This is a genomic window from Pseudomonas sp. RA_5y_Pfl1_P24 (assembly GCF_963970945.1).
Taxonomy (GTDB): Bacteria; Pseudomonadota; Gammaproteobacteria; order Pseudomonadales; family Pseudomonadaceae; genus Aquipseudomonas; species Aquipseudomonas tritici.
Genome location: NZ_CAXAOJ010000011.1, coordinates 147,358 through 173,633 on the forward strand (window position 1 = coordinate 147,358; position 26,276 = coordinate 173,633).

A 26,276-nucleotide genomic window follows, 5' to 3' on the forward strand; every position below is an offset into this window, starting at 1 on the left:
CTCCCACATTGGCTCTGTATTGTCAGTTCAGGACTTCGCTGAGCGGGATGAAATTGACCCGGTCACCCACCTCCAGCGTCGTGCCTTCCAACACCTCCACAAACCCTTCTGCCCACGCCGCACTGCGCAGTACGCCCGAGCTCTGGTTACGGTAGATGATTGCCTTGCCCTGCTCGATGCGTCCGCGCAGGTATTCGCGACGGTTGCCCGGTTTGGGCCAGGTGAACCCCACCGGCACTTCAAAGCGCAGCGGCTCCACATCCGCCACACCTTGGCGGCGCAGCAAATAAGGGCGCGCCAGCAGTGCGAAAGTCACCAACGTCGAGGCCGGGTTACCCGGCAAGCCGATCACCGGCACGCCTCGGAAGTGGCCGAAGGTCAGCGGCTTGCCTGGCTTGATCGCGAGTTTCCACAGCGCCAGCTCACCCTCTTCACGCAGGGCAATGCCGAGGAAATCCGCCTCGCCTACCGACACACCGCCGGTCGACAGGATCAAGTCGACATTGCCCAAATCGGCCAGGCGAGTGCGAGTCAGGTTTAGATCATCGGGCAGGATGCCAGCGTCGATCACTTCGCACCCCATGCGCGCCAGCCATGAGCAGAGCACGCGCCGGTTGCTGTTGTAGATCTGCCCCGGCCCGAGCGGCAAGCCCGGCTCGATCAATTCATCGCCGGTGGACAACACCGCCACGCGCGGTCGGCGTACGACTTCCAGGCAATCACGGCCGAGGGAAGCGGCCAGCCCCAGTTCAATCGGGCCCAGGCGCGTGCCGGCCGTTAACACAAGCTCGCCTACGGTGGTTTCCTGGCCTTGGGGGCGGATGTTCTGATCGATGTGCAGGGCTTCGGTGAAGCTCACGCGCTCGTCGGCGTGGACCACAGCGTTCTCTTGCATTTCCACACAGTCAGCACCTTCGGGAACCGGCGCGCCGGTGAAGATCCGCGCGCAAGTACCGGTGGCCAGGGGCTGTGGCGCCTGACCGGCGAAGATGCGCTGGCTCACGACCAACGGTTCCCCGGTCCAGTCCGCCAAGCGCACGGCGTAGCCGTCCATGGCGCTGTTCGGCCAAGGCGGCAGGTCGAGCGTAGAGATCAGGTCTTGGGCCAATACACGGCCATCGCAGTCAGCCAGGGGCAGCGTTTCCTGCTCGCGGATCGGCGCGGCTTCGGCCATCGCCAGCAGTTGTTGCAATGCCTCTTCCACCGGCATCAGGGCGCCGGTCTTGCCAGGCTTACCCACGGGATTCACAAGGCTCGGCCTGCTTCAGGTGCGGCACGAAGTTGCACGGGCGATGACGGTTGTCCAACTGCTCGGCGAGGATGCCATCCCAACCGGTACGCACCGCATTGGTGGAACCCGGCAGGCAGCACACCAGGGTGCCATTGGCCAAGCCTGCCAATGCGCGGGACTGCACGGTAGAAGTGCCGATATCAGCCACGGAAATCTGGCGGAACAGTTCGCCAAATCCGTCGACCTGTTTATCGAGCAGGCAACTGACGGCCTCAGGCGTGCTGTCACGGCCGGTGAAGCCGGTGCCGCCGGTGATCAACACCACTTGCACCACGTCTTCGGCGATCCAGTGGGCGACTTGGGCGCGGATTTTGTAAAGGTCGTCCTTAAGCAGCACGCGCTCGGCCAGGTGATGGCCTGCGGCGGTGAGACGGTCGACGAAGACCTGGCCCGAGGTGTCGGTGTCCAGGGTGCGGGTGTCACTGACGGTCAGTACAGCGATATTCAGGGGTACGAAGGGCGCATCTGCCTTGGCGTTCATGGCACGGTCCGGTTGTCGAAGGAACAGCCCGATGTTATATCACAGCCCCCCCTTTTGCTGCCGCTGCGGAACCGCCATGCCTATCGACTCATCCCCCCTGCCGTGTTCGGTCCTGCTGCTATCCGGTGGGCGCGGGCAGCGCATGGGCGGCCAGGACAAAGGCCTGTTGGATTGGCGCGGCCAGCCCTTGATCGCGCATCTACAGAGCCTGGTTCGACCGCTCACGGATGACCTGATCATCTCGTGCAACCGCAACCCGCAACACTACGCCGCCTATGCCGACCAACTGGTGAATGACGACAGCCCGGACTTTCCCGGTCCGCTCGCCGGTATCCGTGCGGGACTCGCCGCCGCGCGCCACGCGCACCTGCTGATATTGCCGTGCGATGTACCGCATATTGACGCGCGATTGCTCGCCGACCTGCGGCAGACAGCGCGGCACAACCCGCTGCTGCCGGTGATGGTGCGCCATGGTGAATTCTGGGAACCCTTGATCTGCATCATCCCTACCCACCTGCAAACCGAGGTAGAACAGGCATGGCGTGCGGGTGAACGCAGCCCACGCAAGATCTTCCTGCAACTGGGTGGCGTGGGACTGGAGTGCCCGGCGGATGACCCGCGACTGGCCAACCTTAATACGCCCGAGCTGTTACAGACGCGGCCGGGCATGTCAGAATGAACCTCGCATCAGGAACTTTGTCGGCGCCGCACGCGTCACAAGGTCAGCAATTAAAAAGTATTCTCTCGGAGACAATCTCATGACTCAACGGACCATCGCCGCTCTCATGCTTGCACTGGGCCTCGCCACCCTCGCCGGTTGCGCTTCGCCGACAGTGATCACCCTGAATGACGGTCGCGAAATCCAGGCCGTCGACACCCCGAAATACAATGAAGATTCGGGTTTCTACGAATTCGAACAACTTGACGGCAAGCGCACCCGCATCAACAAAGATCAGGTTCGCACCGTTAAAGACCTGTAAGTCTTACCGTTTGCTACAAGGCCCGCCTCGCGCGGGCCTTGTCGTTTCCGAGGGGTTACCAGTCGAGGGTGATCTGGCTGCGAAAGCGGCGCTCTACGCCTGTGACCGGGTCGATAAAACGCACGCCCTGTGCCAGCAGCTTGAGTGGGTTGGCGTAGTCGTCCACCGCGTCCTTGATCACGTCCGGGTAGAACGGGTCGTTACAGATACTCGCGCCAAGCGCCGTCATATGCACGCGCAGCTGGTGCTTCTTGCCGGTCACGGGAAACAGGCCGTAGCGCCATAGATCGCCATGCTTTTCGCGCACTTCCATAGCCGTTTCAGTGTTGGCGGCGCCGGGCCCCTCCTGCATACGAAAGAACGGTTCGCCATCGACCAGACGGCTTTTATGCACCCTGGGGAACGTCAGCTCAGGCAAGGCCGGTGCGATGGCCTCGTAGAATTTATCGATCTTGCGCGTGGGAAACAGTTGTTGATACGCGGAGCGGCTGGCCGGGTTGGCCGAGAACAGCACCAACCCCGCCGTATGTCGATCGATGCGATGCAAGGGCACCAGCGACGGATTGTCGAGGCGGCGAATCAGGCGCCGCAGCAGGGTTTGCTCGACATATTCACCGGCCGGGGTCACGGGCAGGAAATGGGGTTTGTCTACCACCACCAGGTGCTCGTCGGCATACAGGATGGTTTCCTGTACGGGGATGATTTTCTCGTTGGGCACTTCGCGGAAGTAATAGATGCACAGGCCTTCCTTGTAGGCCAGGTCCTGGCTGATCGGGCTGCCGTTGATATCCAATACACGGCCGCGGGCGATGCGGTCCAGCCAATGTTCACGGCCGATCGCCGGGAAGTGTTCGCACAGGCAATCCAGCACCGTCGCCCAAGGGCCAGGTGGCAAGTACAACGTACTGGCTTGATGCTCGGAGGCGATAAAAACAGAAGTGGACATGCAGATGCTCGAGCCTTGGGAAAACCGGCAGGCATTATCCCGCATTGCGCGGGATTGAGCCTAGGGCGAATCTCAGGCCTTGACCAACGCTGCCCGCAGAACCTTCGAGGCACTGGCGGCGTCGGTGAATTCCTTGAGCCAGCGCAGCACGTCCACCGCTTCCCAGCGGCCCGGGTCGTACAACGCGTACAACAAGCCCTGGTAACCCACCACATCCAGCTGCTTGTGATAACCGGCGCGCTGGAACAGCGCCTCGATCTCGGCGAAGCAAGTATTGAAATGCACTTTATTAAACGGCGTCTTGCCTTCCGTGACCAGGCCGTCAAGGCGCAGCTCGTTCACCGCGTCGCGCACGACGTCGGCGGACATGCGATTGACGCTGCTTTTCAGTTGTTCAACATTCACCACGGGCGTTCCCTCTATTCAATCGCTGTACAAACATACAGTAACGTAATAATCGGAAACCTGCCATCGCATAACACTCAGCGAAGGAAGGCGACAACCTGTTGTGCGTCGAATGGCCAATCCAGTTCCGCCCCGGTGTCTACCCGGCGAAGCACCGGGATCCGCAGGCCGTAGGCTTCGGTCAGGTCTTCGGGGTCGGTGATATCCACCAGTTCCACCAGCAACCCGTGTTCGACGAGCGGCATGATTTCGGCTTCGGCGATTTCACAAAGATGGCAACCCAGGGTGCCGAATAACTGGCATTCAGGAAGCATGGCAATGGACCTGGTCAGAAAACAGGCCATCATTCTAAGCCCGGTTACGGCCTCTCGCCCACCCTCACTAAAACCCTGACCCAGGTCACCATGGCGTATAACTGATTCAGCGATTCTTGCGGCTTTTTGCCTGCCCCCTAGCAACGGAGATGCGTGTGTTTGCCAACCTGCTGATCATTTTGGCCTCGTCCCTGGTGGTGATTGCTCTGTTTCGCCGGTTGCGATTGCCGCCCGTGCTGGGCTATTTGTGCGTCGGCCTGGCCGTGGGGCCCACCGCGCTGGACTGGGTGAATGACAGTGAGGACCTGCCCGACCTCGCCGAACTCGGTGTGGTGTTCCTGCTGTTCTCCCTGGGCCTGGAGTTTTCCCTGACCAGGATGCTCGCCCTGCGCCGCGTGGTATTTGGCCTGGGCAGTTTGCAGGTGCTGGGTTGCGCAGTACTGCTGGGCGGATTATTGATGGCCTTTGGTGTGGCGCCGGGGATCGCCCTGTTGCTGGGGGCTGGGCTGGCGTTGTCATCCACGGCGATCGTCAGCAAGGAGCTGACCAGCCTTGGTGAAATCTTCAGCAGCCACGGCCAGAACGCGATTGGCGTGTTGCTGTTTCAGGACGTAGTGGCAGTGTTGCTGCTGACCTTGGTGCCGGTGTTTGCCGGCACCGGCGAGCAAGCCTGGTACCTGGCGCTGCCGCTGACACTCGGCAAAACCGTGTTCTTGTTTGTCGGCCTGCTGCTCGCCAGCCGTTGGTTATTGCCGCGTTTGTTCCGCGAGGTCGCCGCGTCCCATTCGGCGGAGCTGTTTGTGCTGCTGGCGCTGGTGATTGTGTTGCTGACGGCCTGGCTCACCCACCTGCTTGGGCTCTCCCCAGCGCTGGGTGCGTTCCTCGCCGGCATGCTGCTAGGGGAAAGCCACTACCGCCATCAGATCGAGGCGGATATCCGCCCGTTTCGCGACATCCTGCTGGGGCTGTTTTTCGTCAGCATCGGCATGCTTATCGACCTGCAACTGTTCGTCAGCCATAGCCTGCTGATCCTCGGCCTGACCCTGGCACTGATGGTGGTCAAAGGCTGTGTGGTCGCCGCGCTGGTCAAGCTGCGTGGCAGCGACAGTGAAACTGCCTGGCGCAGTGGCCTGGCCCTGGCCCAGGGTGGCGAGTTCTGTTTTGCGTTGATGGCACAGATGCAGCAAAGCCGTCTGATCCCGGATGAATTCAACGGCCTGCTGCTCGCTGCCACGTTCTGTTCGATGTTGCTGACGCCGCTGCTCTTGCGCGCCGCACCACGCATTGCCCTGCGCCTGCACCGCAAGCCCAACCAGCAAGTGCAGTTGGAAGAAATCACCGCGCTGAACGCCGAGTTGCGCGGGCACGCGGTGATTTGCGGGTATGGCCGGGTTGGCCAATCCATCGGACGTTTCCTGCGCAATGAGCAACAGGCCTTTATCGCCCTGGATGACGACCCGGAACGAGTCCAGGAAGCCAACACCGAAGACAGCAGCGTGCATTACGGCGATTGCCGGCGTGGCGCCCTGCTCAGTGCAGTCGGCCTGGAGCGTGCACGGTTGGTGGTGATTGCGGTGGACAACAGCGACGTTGCCTTGGTGGTGTTGAAAGAAGCGCGCCGGATCAACCCCGACGTGCCGATCCTGGTGCGCACCCGCGATGACAGCCAACTGGCTGAACTGAAAGCCGCGGGCGCCAATGAAGTGGTGCCCGAGCTGTTGGAGTCGAGCCTGATGCTCGCCTCCCATGCCTTGATCCTGCTAGGCCTGTCGGACCAACAGGTACAGGCGCGTGTCGATGAAGTGCGGCAGAACCGCTATCACCTGCTGCACGGTTTCTACTCGCACCCGAACAACGCAGAAGAGGCGCCGATCAATCCTGACTGACCGCGCCGATCTTGTGGATCGACAGGTCCGCACCGTAGTACTCTTCTTCCTGGCTCAGGCGCAGTCCGGTCACGCGCTTGATCACGCCGTACACCAACAGGCCGCCGGCCAGCGCCACCAGCACACCGAGGGTGGTGCCGATCAACTGGCTGATCAGGCTGACACCCCCCAGTCCACCGAGGGCGGTCTGGCCGAAAATGCCACAAGCGATGCCGCCCCATACGCCGCAGAGGCCGTGCAACGGCCACACACCCAGCACGTCGTCGATCTTCCAGCGATCCTGGGCCGCGATGAAGAACCACACGAACACACCTCCGGCGACTGCCCCCGTGACCAGCGCGCCCACCGGGTGCATCAGGTCGGAGCCCGCGCAGATCGCCACCAGCCCGGCCAATGGACCGTTATGCAGGAAGCCTGGGTCATTGCGCCCGATGATCAGGGCAGCAACGGTGCCGCCGACCATGGCCATCAGCGAATTGACTGCCACCAGGCCACTGACGCCGTTGAGGGTTTGCGCGCTCATCACGTTGAAGCCAAACCAACCGACGATCAAAATCCACGAGCCCAACGCCAGGAACGGAATGCTCGACGGCGCAAACGCTACCAGGCGCCCGTCGCGGTAGCGCCCATTGCGCGGGCCAAGCAACAACACCGCCGCCAGCGCCAGCCATCCGCCCATAGCGTGCACCACCACGGAACCGGCAAAGTCGTGGAAGCTGGCGCCAAAGGTCGCGAGCAGCCAAGCCTGCAGGCCGAAATTGCCGTTCCACACCATGCCTTCGAAAAACGGGTAGATAAACGCCACGATCAACGCCGTTGCGCAGAGCTGCGGAGCAAACCGCGCACGCTCGGCGATACCGCCGGAAATAATCGCCGGGATCGCCGCCGCGAAGGTCAGCAGGAAAAAGAACTTCACCAACCCATAACCATGATCGGCACTGATCACAGCGGCCGGTTGCATGAAGCTCACACCGTAGGAGATCCAATAGCCTATAAAGAAATAGGCCAGCGTGGAAATGGCGAAGTCGCTGAGGATCTTCGACAAGGCGTTGACCTGGTTTTTCTGGCGCACGGTGCCCACTTCCAGGAACGCGAAGCCGGCGTGCATGGCCAGCACCATGACCGCACCGATCAGGATAAACAGGGTATTGGAACTATGGACGAGGGTGTCCACTGCACTTTGCACATTTTCCATGAAGCTTGGCAGGCCTGTAATAAAGGCAAAAAGCACCAAAGCGGTTCAAGCCAGGGTTGCGCGCACTAAATTGGCACCACCGGCCCCACCCCTCTACAGAGGATGTGAACCGCTTTAGCGCAGCGATCAACACAACAGGCCGTTGCCGACAGGGTTTTTCCGCGGGTTTCAGTTATTTAGGGTAAGGTTTTTCAAGGCATTGCCTAAGGCCGCCCGGATTCAGCGCAAGCCCCGGGGCCTTCGCACCAAGGCAAAGCAAAAGCTGTACCAGACAATTGCACTGAACCTTCACCGATGCCGGTGACTCGAAACCACTACGTATCGAACCGACGTACAGATCAGCCAATCACGGAGATAACCATGGCCAGAAGAACTGCAAAGACTGCTCAAGAAATATTGATGGCGGATTTTCAAACCTTGGTGACTGACACCGAACGGTTGCTGGATGACACCAAGGTGCTTGCGGGTGACCAGGCCGATGAGCTGCGCGCGAAGATTCATGACACGCTGCTGCAGGCCCGCGAAACCCTTAAACAGACCGAAGACTCCTTGCGCGAACGTGGCCAGGCGGCCGTCACCGCCACTGAAGATTACGTGCAGGCCAACCCTTGGCAGTCGGTAGGCATTGCCGCCGGCGTGGGCTTTCTGATCGGCCTGTTGGCCACAAGGCGCTAATCATGTCTATCGGGGAAACTGGCGCGTCCACGGGCACTACCTCAAGACGTTTGGGCGCGGCCGTGTTGGGCTTGCTGCACAGCCACGTCGAATTGTTTGGCATTGAATTGCAGGAACAGAAGGCCCGCACTGTCAGCCTGCTGCTATTTGCCGGCCTGGCGCTGGTGTTTGCGCTGCTGTTGCTGGTTGGGCTGTCGACCTTGGTGATGATCCTGGTGTGGGACACCGGCTACCGCCTGACCGGGATCATCTGCCTGTGCGTGTTCTACACGCTGGCCGCAGTGTTCTGCGGGGTGCGCTTGAAAGCGGCGGTGTTCGATGAGTCCACACCGTTCCACGCCACCCTCGAAGAGCTGGCCAATGACCGGGAGCGCCTGCTGCCATGACTCAACTACCAACAAACACCTCACGCCGGGAAATGCGCAAGGCGTTGATTCGCCTGCGCATGGAAATGCACCGCCAGGAGATTCGACACGAATCCCAGCAATTGATGTCGCCCTTGAACAAGGTGCGCAACCTGGGCCAGAACGTTCAGGACGGCCTGGGCATCAAGCACGCGCCGCTGTGGGGCGTCGCCGCCGTGACGCTGATGGGCTTCTTTACCGGTAAGGGCGCCAAGGGCGGCGGTATCGGCAGCCTGACGCGCATGGTGCGCCTGGGCGCCGGCTTGATCCCGCTGATCAAACTGGCCATGCAGGGTTCATCGCGCAAAGGTTGAGCCTCGCTGGCTGCATTCTTGCTAACAGAATCGGCCCGGCCCTCGTTTTCGAGGGCCGGGCCTTTTTTTCGCCACCTCGCTTAAGGAGGCCCCGTGATCGACGGGCAACCGCTCGCCTGCTTCCAGCCGTTTATCGACACCGCCACCGGCCGCATCGCCGGCGTTGAGGCCCTGGGCCGTCTGCGCCAGGCTGACGGCCGCTTGCAGTCCGTGGGCCCGCTGTTCGCCGACCCACGCACGCCGGGCGTGACCTTGCGCCGTCTCGACCGGCAGATCCGTGACAATGCACTGAGCCGCTTGCACGAAGCCCCCGAAGATTGGTTCCTGAGCTTGAACATCTCGCCGCGCTGGATCAATCGCCTGCGCCCGGGCCAAGCCTTGCCGAGCCTGAAGCAGATCCACAGCCATGGCGTCGACCCGCGACGCATCGTGTTCGAGATCACCGAACTGGGCGGCGACATCCAGCGCCTGGCCGACGTGGTGGTGCGTTATCGCGAGGCCGGCGCGCGCATTGCCATCGATGACTTTGGCGCTGGCTATTCGCAGCTCGACCGGGTGCTGGCATTGCAGCCGGATATTCTCAAGCTGGACATGCGCCTGTTCCAGGCCGCCGCCCGCGGCGGCCCGAGCAGCGAAGTGGTCAGGGCATTGGCGCAAATGGCGGAGAAGACCGGCTGCTGGATCATCGCCGAAGGCGTGGAAACCGAGGCGCAGTTAAGCTTCGCCCTGGAGTGTGGTTCTCGCTATGTGCAGGGCTATCTGTTTGCCCAAGCGCAGTTGGACTGGTTCGCCGCCGACGCCTTTGTCTCGCGCTTCGCCCAATTGCGCACAGCGTATGTCCAACAAAAGCTCGCAGAGCGTGGGCGCATCATGCAATTGCGCCAGCAATTGGCCGAGCTGATGAACATCCTGCAAACCTGGGCGCAGGCCCAGGCGCCGCTGAGCCAGTTGCCGCAACTGCCGGCCTTTCCCTGGCTGCTGCGCTTCTACCAGTGCGACCGGCATGGCACCCAGCTGACCCCCAACTTCGAGTGGCGCCAGGACGCCTGGCAGGCCGACAGTCGCTACCTGGGCCACAACTGGTCGTGGCGCCCGTACTTCTATCACCTGCTGGCCGAGGGTTGGGAGGAGCGGCGCCTGACCCTGTCTTCGACCTACCGCGACGCGACCACCAATCAGTATTGCCTCACTGCCGGACAATTCTTCGATAACGGTCAGCGTTTGCTGTTAATCGATATCGAGGCGGCCGGGCTGTAGATTTTCGCTTGCCCAGGCCGCGCTGAACCGGGAAGCTGAGAGGGTCATTCACCGTACGGAGAGTACCCGCCTTGGATTGGCCCACCCTGCTGACTCGCGAACGTCTTGGCAAACCGCTGCACAGCCCGGAAGAACTGGGGCGTAGCCCGTTTCACAAAGACCACGACCGTATTATCTTCTCCGGCGCCTTTCGCCGCCTGGGCCGCAAGACCCAGGTGCACCCGGTCTCCAGCAACGACCACATCCATACACGCCTGACCCACTCCCTGGAAGTGAGCTGTGTGGGCCGCTCCCTCGGCATGCGCGTCGGAGAAACCTTGCGCAGCGCCCTGCCCGACTGGTGCGAGCCGAGCGACCTGGGCATGGTGGTGCAATCGGCCTGCCTGGCCCACGACATCGGCAACCCGCCATTCGGGCATTCCGGCGAAGACGCCATCCGCCACTGGTTCCAGCAGGCCGCAGGGCGCGGCTGGCTGGACGACATGAGCAGCGCCGAACGCAATGACTTCCTCAACTTCGAGGGCAACGCGCAGGGCTTTCGTGTGCTCACCCAACTGGAATACCACCAGTTCGACGGCGGCACGCGGCTGACCTACGCGACCCTGGGCACGTACCTGAAGTACCCCTGGACCGCCCGGCACGCGGATTCGCTGGGCTACAAGAAACACAAGTTCGGCTGCTACCAGAGCGAGCTGCCGATCCTCGAGCAGATCGCCCACAAGCTCGGCCTGCCGCAACTCGAGGATCAGCGCTGGGCCCGGCATCCGCTGGTGTATCTGATGGAGGCGGCGGACGACATTTGCTACGCCTTGATCGACTTGGAAGACGGCCTGGAAATGGAGTTGCTGGAGTACACCGAAGTCGAGTCGCTGCTGCTGGACCTGGTGGGCGATGACCTGCCACAGACCTATCGCCAACTCGGCGCCCAGGACTCCCGTCGACGCAAGTTGGCAATCCTGCGTGGCAAGGCCATCGAGCATTTGACCAACGCGGCGGCACGAGCCTTCGTGGAACAGCAAGACGCTTTGTTGGCCGGCACCCTGCCCGGGGATCTGGTGGAGCATATGCACGGCCCGGCCAAACGCTGCGTCCTGGATGCCAAAGACATGGCGCGCAAGAAGATCTTTCAGGACAAGCGCAAGACCCTGCATGAAATCGGCGCCTACACCACCCTGGAGATTCTCCTGAACGCCTTCTGCGGTGCCGCGCTTGAGCAGCATGGCGGGCGCACGCCGTCGTTCAAGAACCGGCGCATTCTCGACTTGCTCGGCAACAACGCGCCGAACCCCGAGTGGCCGTTGCACGCGTCGTTCCTACGCATGATCGACTTTATCGCGGGCATGACCGACAGCTATGCCACCGAGATGGCGCGGGAAATGACCGGACGCTCCAGCCCTCAATAACGAACACGATCACGTCGCCTGTTTCCTGAAAGGAATCTGCCTACAAAGGGAACAGAGCGGCCTGATCGAATTCGCACAACCACCCGATGAATAATCACGCACGCTCCCGGCGACCCTGGCGATCTGTTCCTACGCGCCCCCATCGACGCTTGACTCACCGCGTGGCCCCCAATGCCCAATTACCCACTTCGTATCCTGCTGGTGGAGGATCACCCTTTTCAACTTCTCGCCACCCAATGCCTGCTCAGAAGCTTCGGCTTCGCACGGCTCACGCCAGCCGAAAACGCCGAGCAGGCAATCTGTTTGATGTCACAGGCCGAGGAGCCTTTCGACATTCTCCTCTGTGACCAATGCTTGCCTGACCTGCCAGGACTCGAACTGATTGAAATCGCCAGCCGCCGGCGCTTTACCACGACCGCCATCCTGCTGAGCGGATTGCCCGTGGCGGAACTCGCCAGCCTGATATCCCAAGCGGCGGATCGTGGCCTGCCACTGCTCGGCTATTTATCAAAGCCGCTGAACAAGAATGAACTTGCGCACTTGCTGTGCCCTTTACTCAAGTTACAGATGTAGGAATTAAACATCATGGACTGACGAGAATCGCCGACACCGCACCCGTTAAATCCATGACAGCAACATTTAGCTCACTCACTTCCACAGCACTGACATATCGTTTCACAACGCCTTAGCAGCCGGTAGGCACTTACCTTTTATAACGTAGGACTTTTCCTGTTTTACATCTAGTTCTCCCTCGGCTTATGCTCCTCCCTCCTCTTCTGAGCTAATGTGCCCGCTTTATATGCACTTGCATGGAATGTGATCATGAACTCAGTTTTTATTATCGATGACCACCCCGTTATACGGCTTGCCATCCGAATGTTACTGGAACACGAAGGTTACAAAGTGGTGGGTGAAACGGATAACGGCTGCGACGCCATACAAATGGTCCGAGAATGCCTGCCTGACCTGATTATCCTGGACATCAGCATTCCCAAGCTGGATGGGCTGGAAGTGCTCTGCCGCTTCAACGCGATGAACACGGCGATGAAGACCCTGATCCTGACAGCCCAGTCCCCCACCCTGTTCGCCACACGCTGCATGCGCTCGGGCGCCGATGGTTACGTGTGCAAGGAAGGCGATTTGAGTGAGTTGCTGAGCGCCATTCGCGCGGTGTTGTCCGGCTACAACTATTTCCCGAGCCAGGCACTGAACAGCAATGGTGTAGACGGCGGGGACTCCCAGGAACTCGAATTGTTCAAGACCGTCAATGATCGCGAACTAATGGTCTTGCAACTTTTTGCACAAGGCCGCACCAACAAGGAAATCGCCAAAGGTATGTTTCTGAGTAATAAAACAGTAAGCACTTATAAAAAGCGCCTGATGCAGAAACTTCAAGCCAAATCCTTGGTAGAACTTATCGAGATGGCAAAACGAAACGCGCTAGTGTGAGAAAGCGGATGCCCAGGCGTATAAAGGACTATCTGATTACATTGAGTGCCGGCTTGTGCTTCAGCACCGTCGTGCTCGCGAACCACCCAGCGGACCCGGAACACTTCACCTTGTTGAGCCGTGCAGGCTCGGTTCAACTGGAAACCCACCTGAACAAGGCCCAACGCCAATGGCTGGAAAACAAGCGCGAGTTGGTGCTGGGCACCGCCTCCCCTGATTATCCACCCTTCGACCTCACGTCCAGCGGCCGCGACTACGAGGGACTCACCGCCGATTACGCCGGCCTGCTGGCCAAGGCACTGGCCCTGCCGATGAAAGTCTTGCGCTACCCCTCCCGAGAAGCGGCGATCCGCGCCCTTGAAACGGGGGAAATCGACTTGCTGGGATCGTCCAATGGCTTTGAGGCGGCAAATCCGAACCTCACGCTGTCTGAACCCTATGCAGTGGACCAGCCGGTACTGGTCACCCGTGAAGGCGAGACCCGCAGCCTCAAGGATGGCCTGGCCGGGATGCGCTTGGCTTTGGTCTACCACTACCTGCCACTGGGCGAAGTAGAAAAGCTTTACCCGCAGGCGAGCATCCGCGTCTATCCCTCTTATCAAAATGCCTTGAATGCGGTGGCATTCGACCAAGCGGACGTGTTTCTCGGCGATACCATTTCCACCCATTACATGATCAACAAGGGCTACCTGAAGAATATCCGCATGGCCAATTTCGGCAAGCACGAGGCCTATGGGTTCAGCTTTGCCATCCCCCAGCAGCAGCGCACCTTCTTAAGTATCGTCGATGCGGTAATGACAGCCGTGCCTACCGCTGAACGCGAAGCGATCGCCAAGCGCTGGAGCGCCGGCAGCGACATCCTGCTGACCGACGAGAAACTGCAACTGACTCAACGTGAGGAGCGTTGGTTGAAGGACCACCCGGTGGTCAAAGTGGCAGTGAACGAAACCTTCGCGCCCTTGACGTTCTTCGATGCCGACGGCAATTTTCGTGGCATTACCGCCGATTTGCTGGAGTTGGTTCGCCTGCGCACCGGACTGCGTTTCGACATTCAGCGCGGGCGTGACGTGAATGCGATGATCGAACAGGTGGCCGCCGGCAAGGTCGATATCATCGGCGCAATCGTGCCCAGCGCTGAACGGGAAGCGCAACTGAACTTCAGCCGACCTTACCTGGAAAACTCCTACGTACTGCTGACACGTAAAGAGCCCGATGCGCCCTCGAGCCTGGAGCAGATGGCCGGCAAGCGCTTGGCGATCACCCCGGGCAACCCTCTGGAACCCGTCCTGCGCCGCGACTTTCCACAGATCCAACTGGTACAAGCCAGCGATACTTTCAAGGCCTCCGAAATGCTGGTCCAAGGGCACGTGGAAGGTGCGGTGAACTCTCTAGTGGTCGCCAACTATTTCCTGTCGTCCCAGGTGTTCCAGGACAAACTGCAGATCAGCACCACTATCGGCACCTTTCCAGCCACGTTTGCCCTGGCCACAGCGCGCAGTGCCACCGAACTCAGCTCGATTCTCGACAAGGCCTTGCTAAGCATTGCCCCGGATGAACTGGGGGTCAACAGTCGCTGGCGAGGCTACACCTCCGCCTCCGATAGCTACTGGCGCAACTATCACCAACTGATCGCACGCATCATTATCGGTACCGGGCTTTTGCTGTTGGTTTCCCTGTGCTGGAACGCCTACATGCGTCGCCAGATCAAACACCGCAAGATGGCCGAACGCGCGCTCAGTGACCAGTTCGAGTTCATGCGCGCGCTCGTCAATGAAACCCCGCATCCGATCTACGTGCGAGACCGTAAAGGCCTGCTGCAGACCTGCAATGACAGCTACCTGCAGGTCTTCGGCGTCAAGCGCGAGGATGTGATCGGCAAAAGCGCCATCCAGATGAGCGAGGCCCTTCAAACCGACGCGGTTCAATATCACGCCGATTACCAGCGGGTGATGGCCGAAGGCAACCCGCTGATCCTTGATCGCACCCTGTATATCCGCGGAAAAAAACTGACGATCTACCACTGGATCCTGCCATACCGCGACTCTACCGCAGAGGTGCAGGGCATCATTGGTGGCTGGATTGACATCAGCGAGCGGCGCCAATTGTTCGACGAAATCCGTGCCGCCAAAGAGCGCGCCGACGAAGCCAACCGGGCCAAGAGCACATTCCTCGCCACCATGAGCCATGAAATCCGCACACCGATGAACGCGGTGATCGGCATGCTCGAACTGACCCTCAAGCGCGCCGACCAAGGCCACCTTGATCGCCCGGCGATCGAAGTGGCGTACAACTCGGCCAAGGACCTGCTGGAACTGATCGGCGATATACTCGACATCGCGCGCATCGAATCCGGCCGCCTCAGCCTGGCGCCGGAGCGCGTGAACCTGCGAGAAGTGATCGAGTCGGTGGTGCGTGTGTTCGACGGCCTGGCCCGCCAGAAAACCCTCAGCCTGTCCCTTGAGTTCAAGCCCAACCTGGATGACACCGATGTGTTGATCGACCCGCTGCGGTTCAAGCAGGTACTGTCCAACCTCGTCAGCAACGCGATCAAGTTCACCGAGCGCGGCCAGGTCAAAATCAAGGTTGAGGTATTGCCCACAGCACTGGCGCAGCAAGTCGAGATGAAACTGGTGGTCGAGGATACCGGGATAGGCATCAGCCGGGATGACCAGTTACGCCTTTTCGAACCCTTTGCCCAGGCCGACAATTCCGGGCTGCTCGCCAGGAGCGGTGCAGGCCTTGGGCTGGTGATCTGCCGCAGCCTGTGTGAAATGATGGGCGGGCAACTGAGCCTGAGCAGCGTGCCCATGGTGGGCACTCAGGTGCATGTCAGCTTGAACATGACGCGCCTGCAGCCGGAACAGGCAACGGTCGAACCGAAACCCGAAGCCCCTGCGACCGCGCCAGTGCTCAATGTGCTGGTGGTGGACGATCATCCCGCCAACCGCTTGCTGATGTGCCAGCAACTGGGTTACCTGGGACACCAGTTCACCGCCGCCCAAAACGGCGCCACCGGTTTCCAGGCCTGGCGCCAGGAACGCTTCGACCTGATCATCGCCGACTGCAACATGCCCATCATGAATGGCTACGAGCTGAGTCGCTCGATCCGGGAATACGAACAGCGTGAGCAACTCGCGCCGTGCGTGGTACTGGGTTTTACCGCCAATGCCCAGCCCGAAGAGAAGCAACGCTGCGCCGAAGCCGGTATGAACGATTGCCTGTTCAAACCGATCAGCCTGACGGCATTGGAGCGGCAACTGGCGAAGATCGCCCCTCAACACAGCGACCTGCACCTGGACCTCGGCAACTTCGAGGCCCTGACCGGCGGCGATCCACAGTTGAGCTGGCGTTTGCTGGAGGAACTGTTGAGCAGCAGCCGACATGATCGTCAGGAACTAACTGCGCTGATTAGTGCACATGCCTCGCTCCTGGAAATCATTGAGCAGGCTCACAAAATCAAAGGTGCTGCCCGCATTGTTCAGGCGACCCCCTTGGCCAGGCAGTGCGAAACCCTTGAACAAGCCTGTGCCCGCGGTGATGACTGGGCGTTGATTGAAGCCAGTGCGAAAGCCTTGGAAAAGCTCATGCTGGAACTGGAGAGGTTGCTGCAAATGCAGCTTCAAGAACTCGATGCCAGCAAGGGGCGGCTACCGCCCCTTACGTGATCAGCAGTTGGTCAAGCGCAGGAAAATTGCTGCCAGCTGTTCAATGCCCGCCTGGTCCTGAGGGGTAAAACGCGCCAACGACGGGCTATCGAGGTCAAGGACGCCGATCAATTTGCCGTCCTTGACCAGGGGTACCACCAGCTCGCTGTTCGATGCGCTGTCACAGGCGATATGCCCAGGGAACGCATGCACATCCTCCACCCGCTGGGTCTGCCGCGTCGCCGCCGCCGCACCGCACACCCCGCGGCCGAACGGTATGCGCACGCAGGCGATCTGGCCCTGGAACGGGCCAAGTACCAGTTCTTCGTCACGGTTAAGGTAAAAACCGGCCCAGTTCAAATCGTCCAGCTGGTTGAACAGGAAGGCAGAAAACTGCGCACTGTTGGCGATGAAATCTCGCTCATCGGCCAGCAACGACGCCAGTTGCGCGCAGAGCATGGCATAGCCATCAAGGCCAGTACCGGCGCTTTGTAAATCAATCATGGTTGACGTTCCAGTAATTTGAGGCCGACCCAGTAACGAGCGAATTGGTACGCGCAACGACCGTTGCGGTTGCCGCGTCCGGTAGCCCAGCGTACCGCAAGAATGTCTAGCGCTTCATCGCGCTGCCACTGCAAACCGGCCTTGCTCGCCAGTTCGCCGATCCAGTGCTCCACGACATCCAGGAAGTGTTCCTGGGTAAATGGGTAAAACGAAAGCCACAAGCCAAAACGGTCGGACAAGGCGATCTTGTCTTCCACCGCTTCGCTTGGGTGCAACTCACCATCCACGCGTTTCCAGTTGTCATTGTCGCTCTGGTTTTCCGGCACCAAGTGACGGCGGTTGGAAGTGGCGTACAGCAGCACGTTTTCCGGGGCCTGTTCGAGGGAGCCGTCGAGCACGCTTTTCAGCACACGGTAATCGCCTTCGCCTGCCTCGAATGACAGGTCGTCGCAGAACAGGATAAAACGCTGCGGCAGCTTGAGCAGTTGCTCGACCACCCGCGGCAGGTCGGCCAGATGGTCGCGTTCGATCTCGATCAGGCGCAAACCGGCCTTGGCGTGCTGCGCCAGCAATGCGCGCACCATTGACGATTTACCCGTGCCACGCGAGCCCCATAGCAGCGCATGATTGGCGGGCAGGCCATCGATGAATTGTTGGGTGTTGCGCGCCAGCGTTTCACGTTGCTTGTCGACACCGATCAGGTCCGACAGGCGCATGTCCAGGCTCACGTCCAACGGCAACAGGAAACCACTGCGGCCTTCGCGCTGCCAGCGGGCAGCCAGGCACTGGTTCCAATCGATGGTTTGGCGTGGTGCGGGCAATAAGGGTTCGAGGCGGGCGAGCACTGCATCGGCCCGCTCAAGAAAGGCACTCAATCGAGAATCCACAATTATTCCTCTGGCAAGTTCTTGCAAAAGATGGCGTATTGGCAGCCCTGCGGCAGACCGCACAAGGCTGCGTAAAAACGATTCATGCCGGGTAAGCCAAAGCCTGTGGATGTTCAGCTATGCTTGCCGGGCGAAGGGAAACGTAAAGTGGTTCAACACTCGATGGATATCAAGTTCGCCCACCGCTTGTCTTATAAACAAGCCAGATTGACTGTGCTGGTCGGTTTCGTGTTGGGAACCTTACTCAGCCTGATCCAAATCGGCATTGATTATGCCAGCGAAGACGCATCCATCAACCGTGAAATTCGCTCGCTGATCGAAATCAGCCACAACCCCGCGTCACGCATCGCCTACAACATCGACGCCGAATTGGCTCAGGAACTGACCCTGGGCCTGCTGCACTCCCCCGCCATCATCCATGCCCAGTTGATCGACAATAATGGCGTGGTACTGGCGGATGTAGACCGGCCGCGTAAAGAAAACACCTACCGCCCCCTCAGCGATTTTCTGTTTGGTGCCAACCGCCAGTTTGAAGATCAGCTGTTCCTGAACCCTATGCCCAACGAGTCCCTCGGCGTGCTACGTCTGGACGTGGACACTTATGCCTTTGGCAGCCGCTTCCTGCGCCGTGCCGAGATCACCCTGCTCAACGGGTTTACCCGCAGCCTGCTGCTGACCGGCATCCTGCTGGGTCTGTTCTACGTCATGTTGACCCAGCCACTGGTGCGCATTATTCGCGAGCTGAGCAACCGCAGACAGGCACGCCTGGATTGCCCGCCGGGCCATGAACACGACGAAATCGGCGTACTGGTGAATGTTGCCAACCAACAATTCGAAAACATGGAGACGGAGATCCAGCAACGCCGCCACGCGGAAGATCGACTGACCGAATACCTGGGGCAATTGGAGGACATTGTCTCCGCGCGCACCCTGGAGCTCAAGGCCAGCAACCAGCGGCTGAGCCAGTCCAACGACGAATTGGAGGCGGCGAAGATGCATGCATTGGGCATGGCCCAGGCGCGTGCGGCGTTCCTGGCCAACATGAGCCATGAAATTCGCACCCCGCTCAACGGCCTGCTGGGGATGATCGCACTGTCGCTGGACAGCCCGCTCAACGCCGAACAGCGTCAGCAACTGTCTATCGCCCATGACTCGGGCAAAGTGCTGGTGGAGTTGCTCAACGATATCCTCGACCTGTCCAAGTTCGATGCTGGCCAACTGGAGCTGGAACGCATCCCTTTCGACCTCGGCTCGCTGGTGGAGGACACCGCTAACCTGCTGTCACAAAACGCGGCGCCGAGTGTGGAACTGACCTGCCTGATCGACCCGCAGTTTCCCGCCCAGGTGCTGGGCGACCCGACCCGTGTGCGGCAAATCGTCAGTAACCTGCTGTCCAACGCCTTGAAGTTCACGCGCTTCGGCCGGGTCGATGTGCGCCTCAGCGCGCTGGATGGCCGAGTGCGCATCGAGGTCTGTGATACCGGCATCGGCATTGCGCAGGAAGCCCAGGTAAAGATTTTCCAACCGTTCACCCAGGCCGGAGCCGGTATCACACGCCAGTTTGGCGGCACGGGTCTCGGCTTGGCGTTGACGCACAACCTGTGCGAAGCGATGCAAGGCCGACTGAGCATCAGCTCGGAGGTCGGCTTCGGCAGCCAGTTCTGCGCCGACCTGCCGTTGCCGATCCATTTGCCCGCCGTTCAACAGGTGCCGCTCAAGGGTGAGGTGATCGCCATTACCAGTGCCGGCAGCGGCCTGACGGAACTGCTGACCACCCTCCTGCCCCACTGGGGGCTGACACCCCACTGCTACCCGCGTGATGAGGATTTAAGCGGGCAAACGCCGGACTTGCTGATCACCGACTGCCCCGAATGCTTATTCCGCCTGCGGCCTTCCATCACCGCGCCGATCCTGCTGGTGACCGCCTATGGCAATTTCATGCCCAGCGAAGAAGTCGCGGCACTGGGGCCGTTGCAACAACAGGCGCGCCCGCTGAGCCGCAATGCGTTGTATCAAATCCTGGAACGTAACTTGCGCAGCGATAACCAACTCATCCTTGATCCCATCCAGATGGAAGCCGTGCCCCTGGCACGCCGGGCGCGCATCCTGCTGGTGGAGGACAACGCGGTCAACCAACTGGTCGCCAAAGGCATGCTCAACAAACTGGGGTGTGAAGTGATCGTGGCCGCACACGGTGGGGAGGCGCTCAAGTTTCTTGAAGAACAACACTTCGACATGGTGTTGATGGACTGCAATATGCCGGTGATGGACGGTTACGAAGCCAGCCGGCAGATTCGTCGCAGCGGCCGCTGGCCGGACCTGCCAATCGTCGCGTTGACCGCCAACGCCCTGTCCGAAGAGCGCGAGCGTTGCCGGGCCGCGGGCATGAATGACTACCTGGCCAAGCCGTTTCGGCGCGAGGAACTCAGCGGTTTGCTGGACTTGTGGGTGCCGAAGACGACAAGTCTCTGACCTGCAGCAGCAACTGGTCCAAGCCGTCGCGCAAGGCATCGGCCTGGTTCAGGTCGATGCCGCTGTCGCACAGCAGCCGAGTCTTGAGCGCATGGGCCTGGACGCGCAACTGCACACCGCTTTCGCTGAGGCTCAGGTGCACTTCCCGCTCATCCTTGGCGCTGCGCTGGCGCTTGACCCACGTAAGGTGCTCAAGGCGCTTGAGCAACGGCGTCAGCGTGCCCGAATCCAGCATCAAGCGCTCGCCCAACGCCTTGACCGTGGGTTGCGCGGGGGCTGTGTCGTGCCATTCCCACAACACCAGCATCACCAGGTATTGCGGGTAGGTCAGGCCCAGTTGATCCAGCATCGGCTTGTAGGCGCGGGTCACCGCCCTGGACGCGGCATAGAGCTTGAAACACAGCTGGTTATCGAGGGCCAGGGATACACTCATTTGAGCAGGGCTTCGATCTCTTGAGTCAGGTCCTGCGGCTTGGTGGTCGGGGCAAAACGCTTGACTACCTGGCCTTCACGACCGATGAGGAACTTGGTGAAGTTCCACTTGATGCCTTTGGAGCCGAGCAGGCCCGGCGCCTGTTGTTTCAGTTGCACGAACAGCGGGTGGGCATCGCTGCCGTTCACGTCGATTTTCTTGAACAGCGGGAAGCTGACGCCGAAATTCAGCTCGCAGAATTCGGAGATCGCCCCTTCGTTACCCGGTTCCTGCTTGCCGAACTGGTTGCAAGGGAAACCCAATACCACCAGCCCCTGGTCCTTGTACTGCTGCCAGAGTTGCTCCAGTCCCTTGTACTGCGGGGTAAAGCCACACTTGCTGGCGGTGTTCACCACCAGGATGGCCTTGCCGGAAAAATCGGCCAAGGTCTTTTGCTCACCTTTGATGGTGGTGCAAGGGATGCTCAGCAGGTTGTCATTCATGGCAGTGCCTTGATAAGGGGGAGAGAGGGATAAACATAGTAGGCAATTCAATTGCGTGCAATTTGATTGACCGCATTGATATCCCATTATCACCTCCCCCTGTAGGAGCCAGGCTTGCCGGACGCCTACAGAGGTTTTATCAACGCGGGACGAGGTCCAGGCACACCGAATTGATGCAATAACGCAGGCCAGTCGGCGGCGGACCGTCGGGGAATACATGGCCCAGGTGGGCATCGCATTTGGCGCAGGTGACTTCGGTGCGGATCATGCCGTGGCTGACGTCACGGATTTCGATCATCGCGCTGTCGGCAATCGGCGCGTAGAAACTGGGCCAGCCGCAGCCGGAATCAAACTTGGTGGTCGAATCGAACAGCGGCTCGTTGCAGCAGATGCAGTGGTACACACCGTCCGTCTTGGTGGCGTTGTACTTGCCGCTGAAAGGTCGCTCGGTACCCTTGAGACGACATACGTTGTACTGCTCGGGGTCGAGCATGGCTTTCCATTCATCAATGGTCTTCTGCAGCTTTTCCATCGGTACACCTCGGCAACTGAAAAAGCCTGATCTGTGTCTTTTCCGTAGATCAGGCGGCACGTATGATTGCGCCTCTTCAAAACGCCAGTCTGGCACCCGCGCTACCGGCATTCAAACGTATTTATGGGGGCGGCCCCGCGGGATTCACAGTACGGTAGTGTCCACACCGTCTGGATCGTTCATTTTCAGGATCACATCGCCATGCAGGTCAGCAAATCGAACAAGCTCGCCAACGTCTGCTATGACATTCGCGGCCCAGTGCTCAAGCACGCCAAACGCCTGGAAGAGGAAGGCCATCGCATCCTCAAGCTGAACATTGGCAACCCGGCGCCCTTTGGTTTCGAAGCGCCGGACGAGATCCTCCAGGACGTGATCCGCAACCTGCCCACCGCCCAGGGCTACAGCGACTCCAAAGGCCTGTTCAGCGCGCGTAAAGCGGTGATGCAGTACTACCAGCAAAAGCAGGTCGAAGGTGTTGGCATCGAAGACATCTACCTGGGCAATGGCGTGTCCGAGCTGATCGTGATGTCCATGCAGGCCCTACTCAACAATGGCGACGAAGTGCTGGTGCCGGCGCCGGACTACCCGCTGTGGACCGCCGCCGTGACCCTGTCCGGTGGCCACCCGGTGCACTACCTGTGTGACGAAGGCGCAGACTGGTTTCCGGACCTGGCCGACATCAAGGCCAAGATCACCCCAAACACCAAGGCCCTGGTGATCATCAACCCGAACAACCCGACCGGCGCCGTGTATTCCAAGGAGGTGTTGCTGGGCATGCTCGAACTGGCGCGCCAGCACAATCTGGTGGTGTTCTCCGACGAGATCTACGACAAGATCCTCTACGACGACGCCGTGCACATCTGCACCGCGTCGCTGGCGCCAGACCTGCTGTGCCTGACCTTCAACGGCCTGTCCAAGTCCTACCGCGTGGCGGGGTTTCGCTCCGGCTGGATCGCCATCTCCGGCCCCAAGCACAACGCGCAAAGTTACATCGAAGGTATCGACATACTGGCCAACATGCGCCTGTGTGCCAACGTGCCCAGCCAGCACGCGATCCAGACCGCGCTGGGCGGCTACCAGAGCATCAACGACCTGATCTTGCCCCAAGGTCGCCTTCTGGAACAGCGTAATCGCACCTGGGAACTGCTCAACGCAATCCCGGGCGTGAGCTGCGTGAAACCCATGGGCGCGCTGTACGCCTTCCCGCGCATCGACCCGAAGGTGTGCCCGATTCTCAACGACGAGAAGTTTGTGCTCGATCTGCTGCTCTCGGAAAAACTGCTGGTGGTGCAAGGCACGGCGTTCAACTGGCCGTGGCCGGATCACTTCCGCGTGGTGACATTGCCGCGTGTGGATGACCTGGAGATGGCCATTGGTCGCATCGGTAGCTTCCTCAAGTCCTATCGCCAGTAACGGAAACGGCGCTGTACGATCGACAATCGGTCGTACAGCGAGTATCTGGCAACACTTCTCTGCCCCTTCTCCGTTCCAGCCGTTTGCTGGCGCAGCAAAAGCTATCTCCCCCCTATATTTACTGGGCTGGAAGGTATGGGTGAGCCGATCAAGGCGGCTTTTTCGCGTCGGAAAATCCCTTCAAGGCTCTACATTCAGGCTGTAGGACACAGTTTGAAATAGTCGCTCGGTTGAATCACCCCATGCCGCACCTTATATACCCCGCAGTACGCGACATATTAAGCATGAGGAGAACTCTACAACCATGATGCGCATCCTGCTGTTCTTGGCCACTAACCTTGCGGTCGTGCTGATTGCCAGCATTACCTTGAGCCTTTTCGGCTTCAATGGGTTCATGGCGGCCAACGGGGTTGACCTGAACCTCAATCAGCTGCTGGTTTTCTGTGCGGTCTTTGGTTTTGCCGGCTCGCTGTTCTCGCTGTTCATCTCCAAGTGGATGGCGAAAATGAGCACCAGCACCCAGGTGATCACCCAGCCACGTACCCGGCATGAGCAATGGTTGCTGCAGACCGTCGAGCAATTGTCCCGCGAAGCCGGCATCAAGATGCCCGAGGTCGGGATCTTCCCGGCCTATGAAGCCAACGCATTTGCCACCGGCTGGAACAAGAACGACGCACTCGTTGCGGTCAGCCAGGGCATGCTGGAACGCTTCTCGTACGATGAAGTGAAGGCGGTGCTGGCCCACGAGATCGGCCACGTGGCCAACGGTGACATGGTCACCCTGGCGCTGGTCCAAGGCGTGGTGAACACCTTCGTGATGTTCTTCGCGCGGATCATCGGCAACTTTGTCGACAAGGTGATCTTCAAGAACGAAGAAGGCCGCGGTATTGCCTACTTCGTGGCAACCATCTTCGCCGAAATCGTGCTGGGCTTCCTGGCCAGCGCGATCACCATGTGGTTCTCGCGCAAACGGGAATTCCGCGCAGACGAAGCCGGTGCCCGCCTGGCGGGTACCGGGGCGATGATCGCAGCGCTGCAACACCTGCGCTCCGAACAGGGCCTGCCGGTGCATATGCCGGACAGCCTGACGGCCTTTGGTATCAACGGTGGCATCAAGCAGGGCATGGCTCGCCTGTTCATGAGCCACCCGCCACTGGAAGAGCGTATCGACGCACTGCGTCGTCGGGGCTGATAGCTCGGTAGTGACACCGAAAGGGGCGATCTGATCGCCCCTTTTTCGTGGGTGCGTCTTTGACCATCGCGGCATAGGTATCTACACCTCTAGAGCGAGCCTCTGCTACGCGATATCACATTTAGAATGTGTAGATACCGATGGCCATCGCTAGCAGGGTCAGCACCTGATCATTTGATACCCACGCTCTTCCAGCCGCGTAACGCCGTCCTGCACGAACTTCCAGCTCTCGCCCAGAATGTCTTGCTCTTCCAGTACCTTCAGGGCCCAGTCCGCGCCAAACAGCACCTTCACCTCCTCATCCGTCACCGCAAACGGCGGGCCGGCTTTTTGCGTCTGGTCGTAATCGAGGGTGATCAGCAGCCCCTGGCAACCCGGCCGCAAAAGCGTATTCAGGTGCTCGGCATACTGCGCACGCATCAGCGGCGGCAAGGCGATCAGCGCGGCACGGTCATACAGCGCCGTGCAATCGGCCAGCGCTTCGGCGCCCAGCGCGAAGAAATCGCCGCACCACACTTCGATCAAATCAGCCTGATACACCTTGAACATGCCCCGCTGGGTGATGCGCGGTGTCAGATTCTGCCCAGTGAAGAAGGCTTCCACCGCCTGCTCCGACAGCTCCACGCCCAGCACCCGAAACCCCAGGCTGGCCAGCCACATCAGGTCCAGGCTTTTGCCACACAATGGCACCAGCACTTTGGCGCCCTTGGCGAGTGCCAACTGCGGCCAGTGCCGTTGCAGGTAAGGATTGACCTCGGGCAAATGAAAGCCGATCTGATTGCGCGCCCAGCGCGCCCGCCAAAACTCAGGCTCCATGGATATGCCCCCAAAAATTCGATCAAATGGTGCTAAAACTTATATTAGATTTAGATCAATGATCTGATTAAAGATGGGCCCATGTTAACGCTCAGGACCCCCCTTATGTTCCCCAGCCTGTTTATCTCCCACGGTTCGCCCATGCTCGCCCTGCAACCCGGCGCCAGCGGCCCGGCGCTCCAGCGACTCGCCGCTGAGATGCCACGGCCGAAAGCAATCGTGGTGGTGTCGGCGCATTGGGAGAGCCATGAGCTCATGGTCAGCGGCAACGCCGCGCCTGACACCTGGCACGACTTTGGTGGCTTCCCCCGCGAATTGTTTGCCGTGCAATACCCCGCGCCGGGCGATCCGCAGTTGGCCGGCGAGATAGTCGAGCGGCTGCACGCCGATGGTTTGAATGCACGCCTAGACGACCAACGCCCGTTCGACCACGGCACTTGGGTGCCGCTCTCGCTGATGTACCCGGCGGCAGACATTCCAGTGGTGCAGGTTTCCCTGCCCAGCCGCATGGGCCCTGCTCTGCAGACACGGGTCGGGCATGCGCTTGCCAGCCTGCGCGACAGAGGTGTGCTATTGATCGGCTCGGGCAGCATCACCCATAACCTGGGCGAACTGGACTGGCACGCGGGGCCTGAGAGCATTGAGCCCTGGGCGCGGGATTTCCGGGACTGGGTGGTGGACAAGCTGGCGGCCAACGATGAGAACGCGCTGCACGACTATCGCCGTCAGGCACCGCATGCGGTACGTAGCCATCCAAGCGATGAGCATTTGTTGCCGCTGTACTTTGCACGTGGCGCCGGTGGCGATTTCAGCGTGGCGCACCAGGGGTTCACCATGGGCGCCCTCGGCATGGACATCTACCGCTTCGGCTGACAGACATCTAAATGTGGGGAGCGGGCTC

At 60.2% G+C, this 26,276-nt stretch carries 27 protein-coding genes; 15 read left to right on the forward strand and 12 right to left on the reverse strand.

The features are described 5' to 3' along the window. Positions 1 to 22: 22 nt before the first annotated feature. Both AACY30_RS19970 and moaB read right to left on the reverse strand, forming a co-directional pair. Positions 23 to 1,249, reverse strand: coding sequence for a molybdopterin molybdotransferase MoeA (locus AACY30_RS19970; protein WP_339540998.1), 1,227 nt, complete (start codon positions 1,247 to 1,249; stop codon positions 23 to 25). Then, entirely contained in the window at positions 1,233 to 1,772 is a 540-nt protein-coding gene (moaB, locus tag AACY30_RS19975) for a molybdenum cofactor biosynthesis protein B (RefSeq protein WP_049709269.1), read from the reverse strand. Before moaB ends, AACY30_RS19970 begins: the two co-directional genes overlap by 17 nt. Before the next feature lie 76 nt (positions 1,773 to 1,848). Between moaB and mobA the strand changes: the two genes are divergently transcribed. Continuing rightward, on the forward strand, positions 1,849 to 2,451 hold the full coding sequence (gene mobA / locus AACY30_RS19980; protein ID WP_339470394.1) for a molybdenum cofactor guanylyltransferase MobA: 603 nt from the start codon (positions 1,849 to 1,851) through the stop codon (positions 2,449 to 2,451). 79 nt (positions 2,452 to 2,530) lie between these two features. Continuing rightward, positions 2,531 to 2,752 carry a YgdI/YgdR family lipoprotein gene (locus tag AACY30_RS19985; RefSeq protein ID WP_010211805.1) on the forward strand — a complete coding sequence of 74 codons (222 nt, stop codon included), beginning with the start codon at positions 2,531 to 2,533 and terminating at the stop codon, positions 2,750 to 2,752. A gap of 55 nt (positions 2,753 to 2,807) precedes the next feature. Here AACY30_RS19985 and AACY30_RS19990 read toward each other — a convergent pair whose 3' ends face one another. The 3 genes from AACY30_RS19990 to AACY30_RS20000 form a co-directional block, all read right to left on the reverse strand. Further along, positions 2,808 to 3,698, reverse strand: a complete 891-nt coding sequence (locus AACY30_RS19990) for a pseudouridine synthase (protein WP_339540999.1) — start codon at positions 3,696 to 3,698, stop codon at positions 2,808 to 2,810. Positions 3,699 to 3,770: 72 nt separating this feature from the next. Next, a complete protein-coding gene (locus AACY30_RS19995; protein WP_339541000.1) occupies positions 3,771 to 4,106 on the reverse strand; it encodes a transcriptional regulator in 336 nt (111 codons plus the stop codon). 74 nt (positions 4,107 to 4,180) lie between these two features. Next, entirely contained in the window at positions 4,181 to 4,417 is a 237-nt protein-coding gene (locus AACY30_RS20000) for a glutaredoxin family protein (RefSeq protein ID WP_339470399.1), read from the reverse strand. Positions 4,418 to 4,566: 149 nt separating this feature from the next. Between AACY30_RS20000 and AACY30_RS20005 the strand changes: the two genes are divergently transcribed. After that, on the forward strand, positions 4,567 to 6,303 hold the full coding sequence (locus AACY30_RS20005; RefSeq protein WP_339541001.1) for a cation:proton antiporter: 1,737 nt from the start codon (positions 4,567 to 4,569) through the stop codon (positions 6,301 to 6,303). On the opposite strand, the gene AACY30_RS20010 is transcribed toward AACY30_RS20005, so the two are convergent. Further along, positions 6,290 to 7,498 (reverse strand): ammonium transporter, encoded by a 1,209-nt coding sequence (locus AACY30_RS20010; RefSeq protein ID WP_339470401.1) that lies wholly within the window; start codon positions 7,496 to 7,498, stop codon positions 6,290 to 6,292. The genes AACY30_RS20005 and AACY30_RS20010 overlap by 14 nt on opposite strands. A gap of 360 nt (positions 7,499 to 7,858) precedes the next feature. On the opposite strand from AACY30_RS20010, the gene AACY30_RS20015 reads away from it, so the two are divergent. The 8 genes from AACY30_RS20015 (at position 7,859) to AACY30_RS20050 (ending at position 16,665) form a co-directional block, all read left to right on the forward strand. Continuing rightward, positions 7,859 to 8,173, forward strand: coding sequence for a DUF883 family protein (locus AACY30_RS20015; RefSeq protein WP_012723021.1), 315 nt, complete (start codon positions 7,859 to 7,861; stop codon positions 8,171 to 8,173). Positions 8,174 to 8,175: 2 nt separating this feature from the next. Further along, entirely contained in the window at positions 8,176 to 8,559 is a 384-nt protein-coding gene (locus AACY30_RS20020) for a phage holin family protein (protein WP_339470403.1), read from the forward strand. Then, a complete protein-coding gene (locus AACY30_RS20025; RefSeq protein ID WP_339436660.1) occupies positions 8,556 to 8,891 on the forward strand; it encodes a hypothetical protein in 336 nt (111 codons plus the stop codon). The genes AACY30_RS20020 and AACY30_RS20025 overlap by 4 nt, the downstream gene beginning before the upstream one ends. Positions 8,892 to 8,984: 93 nt before the next feature. Then, positions 8,985 to 10,148 carry an EAL domain-containing protein gene (locus AACY30_RS20030; protein ID WP_339541002.1) on the forward strand — a complete coding sequence of 388 codons (1,164 nt, stop codon included), beginning with the start codon at positions 8,985 to 8,987 and terminating at the stop codon, positions 10,146 to 10,148. 71 nt (positions 10,149 to 10,219) lie between these two features. Next, positions 10,220 to 11,551, forward strand: coding sequence for a deoxyguanosinetriphosphate triphosphohydrolase (locus AACY30_RS20035; RefSeq protein ID WP_339541003.1), 1,332 nt, complete (start codon positions 10,220 to 10,222; stop codon positions 11,549 to 11,551). A 171-nt stretch (positions 11,552 to 11,722) separates the two neighbouring features. After that, positions 11,723 to 12,124: a response regulator gene (locus tag AACY30_RS20040; RefSeq protein WP_339470408.1), complete on the forward strand. Its 402-nt coding sequence runs from the start codon at positions 11,723 to 11,725 to the stop codon at positions 12,122 to 12,124. Between the two features lie 249 nt (positions 12,125 to 12,373). Continuing rightward, positions 12,374 to 13,000 (forward strand): response regulator transcription factor, encoded by a 627-nt coding sequence (locus tag AACY30_RS20045; protein ID WP_339470409.1) that lies wholly within the window; start codon positions 12,374 to 12,376, stop codon positions 12,998 to 13,000. Positions 13,001 to 13,008: 8 nt separating this feature from the next. Next, on the forward strand, positions 13,009 to 16,665 hold the full coding sequence (locus AACY30_RS20050) for a transporter substrate-binding domain-containing protein (protein ID WP_339470410.1): 3,657 nt from the start codon (positions 13,009 to 13,011) through the stop codon (positions 16,663 to 16,665). Here the strand turns inward: AACY30_RS20050 and AACY30_RS20055 are convergent, their stop codons facing one another. Both AACY30_RS20055 and AACY30_RS20060 read right to left on the reverse strand, forming a co-directional pair. Beyond that, entirely contained in the window at positions 16,666 to 17,148 is a 483-nt protein-coding gene (locus AACY30_RS20055) for a GAF domain-containing protein (protein WP_339470411.1), read from the reverse strand. Then, positions 17,145 to 18,035 carry an ATP-binding protein gene (locus tag AACY30_RS20060; RefSeq protein WP_049709281.1) on the reverse strand — a complete coding sequence of 297 codons (891 nt, stop codon included), beginning with the start codon at positions 18,033 to 18,035 and terminating at the stop codon, positions 17,145 to 17,147. The genes AACY30_RS20055 and AACY30_RS20060 overlap by 4 nt, the downstream gene beginning before the upstream one ends. Before the next feature lie 162 nt (positions 18,036 to 18,197). Here AACY30_RS20060 and AACY30_RS20065 point away from each other — a divergent pair, with 162 nt between their 5' ends. Then, positions 18,198 to 20,507 carry a hybrid sensor histidine kinase/response regulator gene (locus AACY30_RS20065; protein ID WP_339541004.1) on the forward strand — a complete coding sequence of 770 codons (2,310 nt, stop codon included), beginning with the start codon at positions 18,198 to 18,200 and terminating at the stop codon, positions 20,505 to 20,507. Here the strand turns inward: AACY30_RS20065 and AACY30_RS20070 are convergent. The 3 genes from AACY30_RS20070 to msrB form a co-directional block, all read right to left on the reverse strand. Beyond that, entirely contained in the window at positions 20,461 to 20,940 is a 480-nt protein-coding gene (locus AACY30_RS20070; protein WP_339470414.1) for a MarR family winged helix-turn-helix transcriptional regulator, read from the reverse strand. The genes AACY30_RS20065 and AACY30_RS20070 overlap by 47 nt on opposite strands. Then, the gene (locus AACY30_RS20075) at positions 20,937 to 21,422 is read right to left on the reverse strand and encodes a glutathione peroxidase (protein WP_339541005.1); all 486 of its coding nucleotides are present in this window, start codon (positions 21,420 to 21,422) and stop codon (positions 20,937 to 20,939) included. Before AACY30_RS20075 ends, AACY30_RS20070 begins: the two co-directional genes overlap by 4 nt. A 139-nt stretch (positions 21,423 to 21,561) precedes the next feature. After that, positions 21,562 to 21,954: a peptide-methionine (R)-S-oxide reductase MsrB gene (msrB, locus tag AACY30_RS20080; RefSeq protein ID WP_017849410.1), complete on the reverse strand. Its 393-nt coding sequence runs from the start codon at positions 21,952 to 21,954 to the stop codon at positions 21,562 to 21,564. Between the two features lie 201 nt (positions 21,955 to 22,155). On the opposite strand from msrB, the gene AACY30_RS20085 reads away from it, so the two are divergent. Both AACY30_RS20085 and htpX read left to right on the forward strand, forming a co-directional pair. Then, positions 22,156 to 23,367, forward strand: a complete 1,212-nt coding sequence (locus AACY30_RS20085; protein ID WP_339470418.1) for a pyridoxal phosphate-dependent aminotransferase — start codon at positions 22,156 to 22,158, stop codon at positions 23,365 to 23,367. A gap of 304 nt (positions 23,368 to 23,671) precedes the next feature. After that, a complete protein-coding gene (gene htpX / locus AACY30_RS20090; RefSeq protein ID WP_339470419.1) occupies positions 23,672 to 24,559 on the forward strand; it encodes a protease HtpX in 888 nt (295 codons plus the stop codon). Between the two features lie 159 nt (positions 24,560 to 24,718). Here the strand turns inward: htpX and AACY30_RS20095 are convergent, their stop codons facing one another. After that, positions 24,719 to 25,375, reverse strand: coding sequence for a thiopurine S-methyltransferase (locus tag AACY30_RS20095; protein WP_339470421.1), 657 nt, complete (start codon positions 25,373 to 25,375; stop codon positions 24,719 to 24,721). A gap of 105 nt (positions 25,376 to 25,480) precedes the next feature. Between AACY30_RS20095 and AACY30_RS20100 the strand changes: the two genes are divergently transcribed. Continuing rightward, the gene (locus tag AACY30_RS20100; protein ID WP_339470422.1) at positions 25,481 to 26,248 is read left to right on the forward strand and encodes a DODA-type extradiol aromatic ring-opening family dioxygenase; all 768 of its coding nucleotides are present in this window, start codon (positions 25,481 to 25,483) and stop codon (positions 26,246 to 26,248) included. Positions 26,249 to 26,276 lie beyond the last annotated feature (28 nt).

Coding starts and splice junctions, on each gene's coding strand:
- AACY30_RS20025 (WP_339436660.1), top strand. CDS start 8,556: ATGACTCAACTACCAACAAACACCTCACGCCGGGAAATGCGCAAGGCG.
- msrB (WP_017849410.1), bottom strand. CDS start 21,954: ATGGAAAAGCTGCAGAAGACCATTGATGAATGGAAAGCCATGCTCGAC.
- AACY30_RS20020 (WP_339470403.1), top strand. CDS start 8,176: ATGTCTATCGGGGAAACTGGCGCGTCCACGGGCACTACCTCAAGACGT.
- AACY30_RS20100 (WP_339470422.1), top strand. CDS start 25,481: ATGTTCCCCAGCCTGTTTATCTCCCACGGTTCGCCCATGCTCGCCCTG.
- AACY30_RS20040 (WP_339470408.1), top strand. CDS start 11,723: ATGCCCAATTACCCACTTCGTATCCTGCTGGTGGAGGATCACCCTTTT.
- AACY30_RS20085 (WP_339470418.1), top strand. CDS start 22,156: ATGCAGGTCAGCAAATCGAACAAGCTCGCCAACGTCTGCTATGACATT.
- AACY30_RS20075 (WP_339541005.1), bottom strand. CDS start 21,422: ATGAATGACAACCTGCTGAGCATCCCTTGCACCACCATCAAAGGTGAG.
- AACY30_RS20065 (WP_339541004.1), top strand. CDS start 18,198: ATGGATATCAAGTTCGCCCACCGCTTGTCTTATAAACAAGCCAGATTG.
- AACY30_RS19985 (WP_010211805.1), top strand. CDS start 2,531: ATGACTCAACGGACCATCGCCGCTCTCATGCTTGCACTGGGCCTCGCC.
- AACY30_RS20000 (WP_339470399.1), bottom strand. CDS start 4,417: ATGCTTCCTGAATGCCAGTTATTCGGCACCCTGGGTTGCCATCTTTGT.
- mobA (WP_339470394.1), top strand. CDS start 1,849: ATGCCTATCGACTCATCCCCCCTGCCGTGTTCGGTCCTGCTGCTATCC.
- AACY30_RS20005 (WP_339541001.1), top strand. CDS start 4,567: ATGCGTGTGTTTGCCAACCTGCTGATCATTTTGGCCTCGTCCCTGGTG.
- AACY30_RS20010 (WP_339470401.1), bottom strand. CDS start 7,498: ATGGAAAATGTGCAAAGTGCAGTGGACACCCTCGTCCATAGTTCCAAT.
- AACY30_RS20015 (WP_012723021.1), top strand. CDS start 7,859: ATGGCCAGAAGAACTGCAAAGACTGCTCAAGAAATATTGATGGCGGAT.
- AACY30_RS20055 (WP_339470411.1), bottom strand. CDS start 17,148: ATGATTGATTTACAAAGCGCCGGTACTGGCCTTGATGGCTATGCCATG.
- AACY30_RS20095 (WP_339470421.1), bottom strand. CDS start 25,375: ATGGAGCCTGAGTTTTGGCGGGCGCGCTGGGCGCGCAATCAGATCGGC.
- AACY30_RS20050 (WP_339470410.1), top strand. CDS start 13,009: ATGCCCAGGCGTATAAAGGACTATCTGATTACATTGAGTGCCGGCTTG.
- moaB (WP_049709269.1), bottom strand. CDS start 1,772: ATGAACGCCAAGGCAGATGCGCCCTTCGTACCCCTGAATATCGCTGTA.
- AACY30_RS20045 (WP_339470409.1), top strand. CDS start 12,374: ATGAACTCAGTTTTTATTATCGATGACCACCCCGTTATACGGCTTGCC.
- AACY30_RS20070 (WP_339470414.1), bottom strand. CDS start 20,940: ATGAGTGTATCCCTGGCCCTCGATAACCAGCTGTGTTTCAAGCTCTAT.
- AACY30_RS19990 (WP_339540999.1), bottom strand. CDS start 3,698: ATGTCCACTTCTGTTTTTATCGCCTCCGAGCATCAAGCCAGTACGTTG.
- htpX (WP_339470419.1), top strand. CDS start 23,672: ATGATGCGCATCCTGCTGTTCTTGGCCACTAACCTTGCGGTCGTGCTG.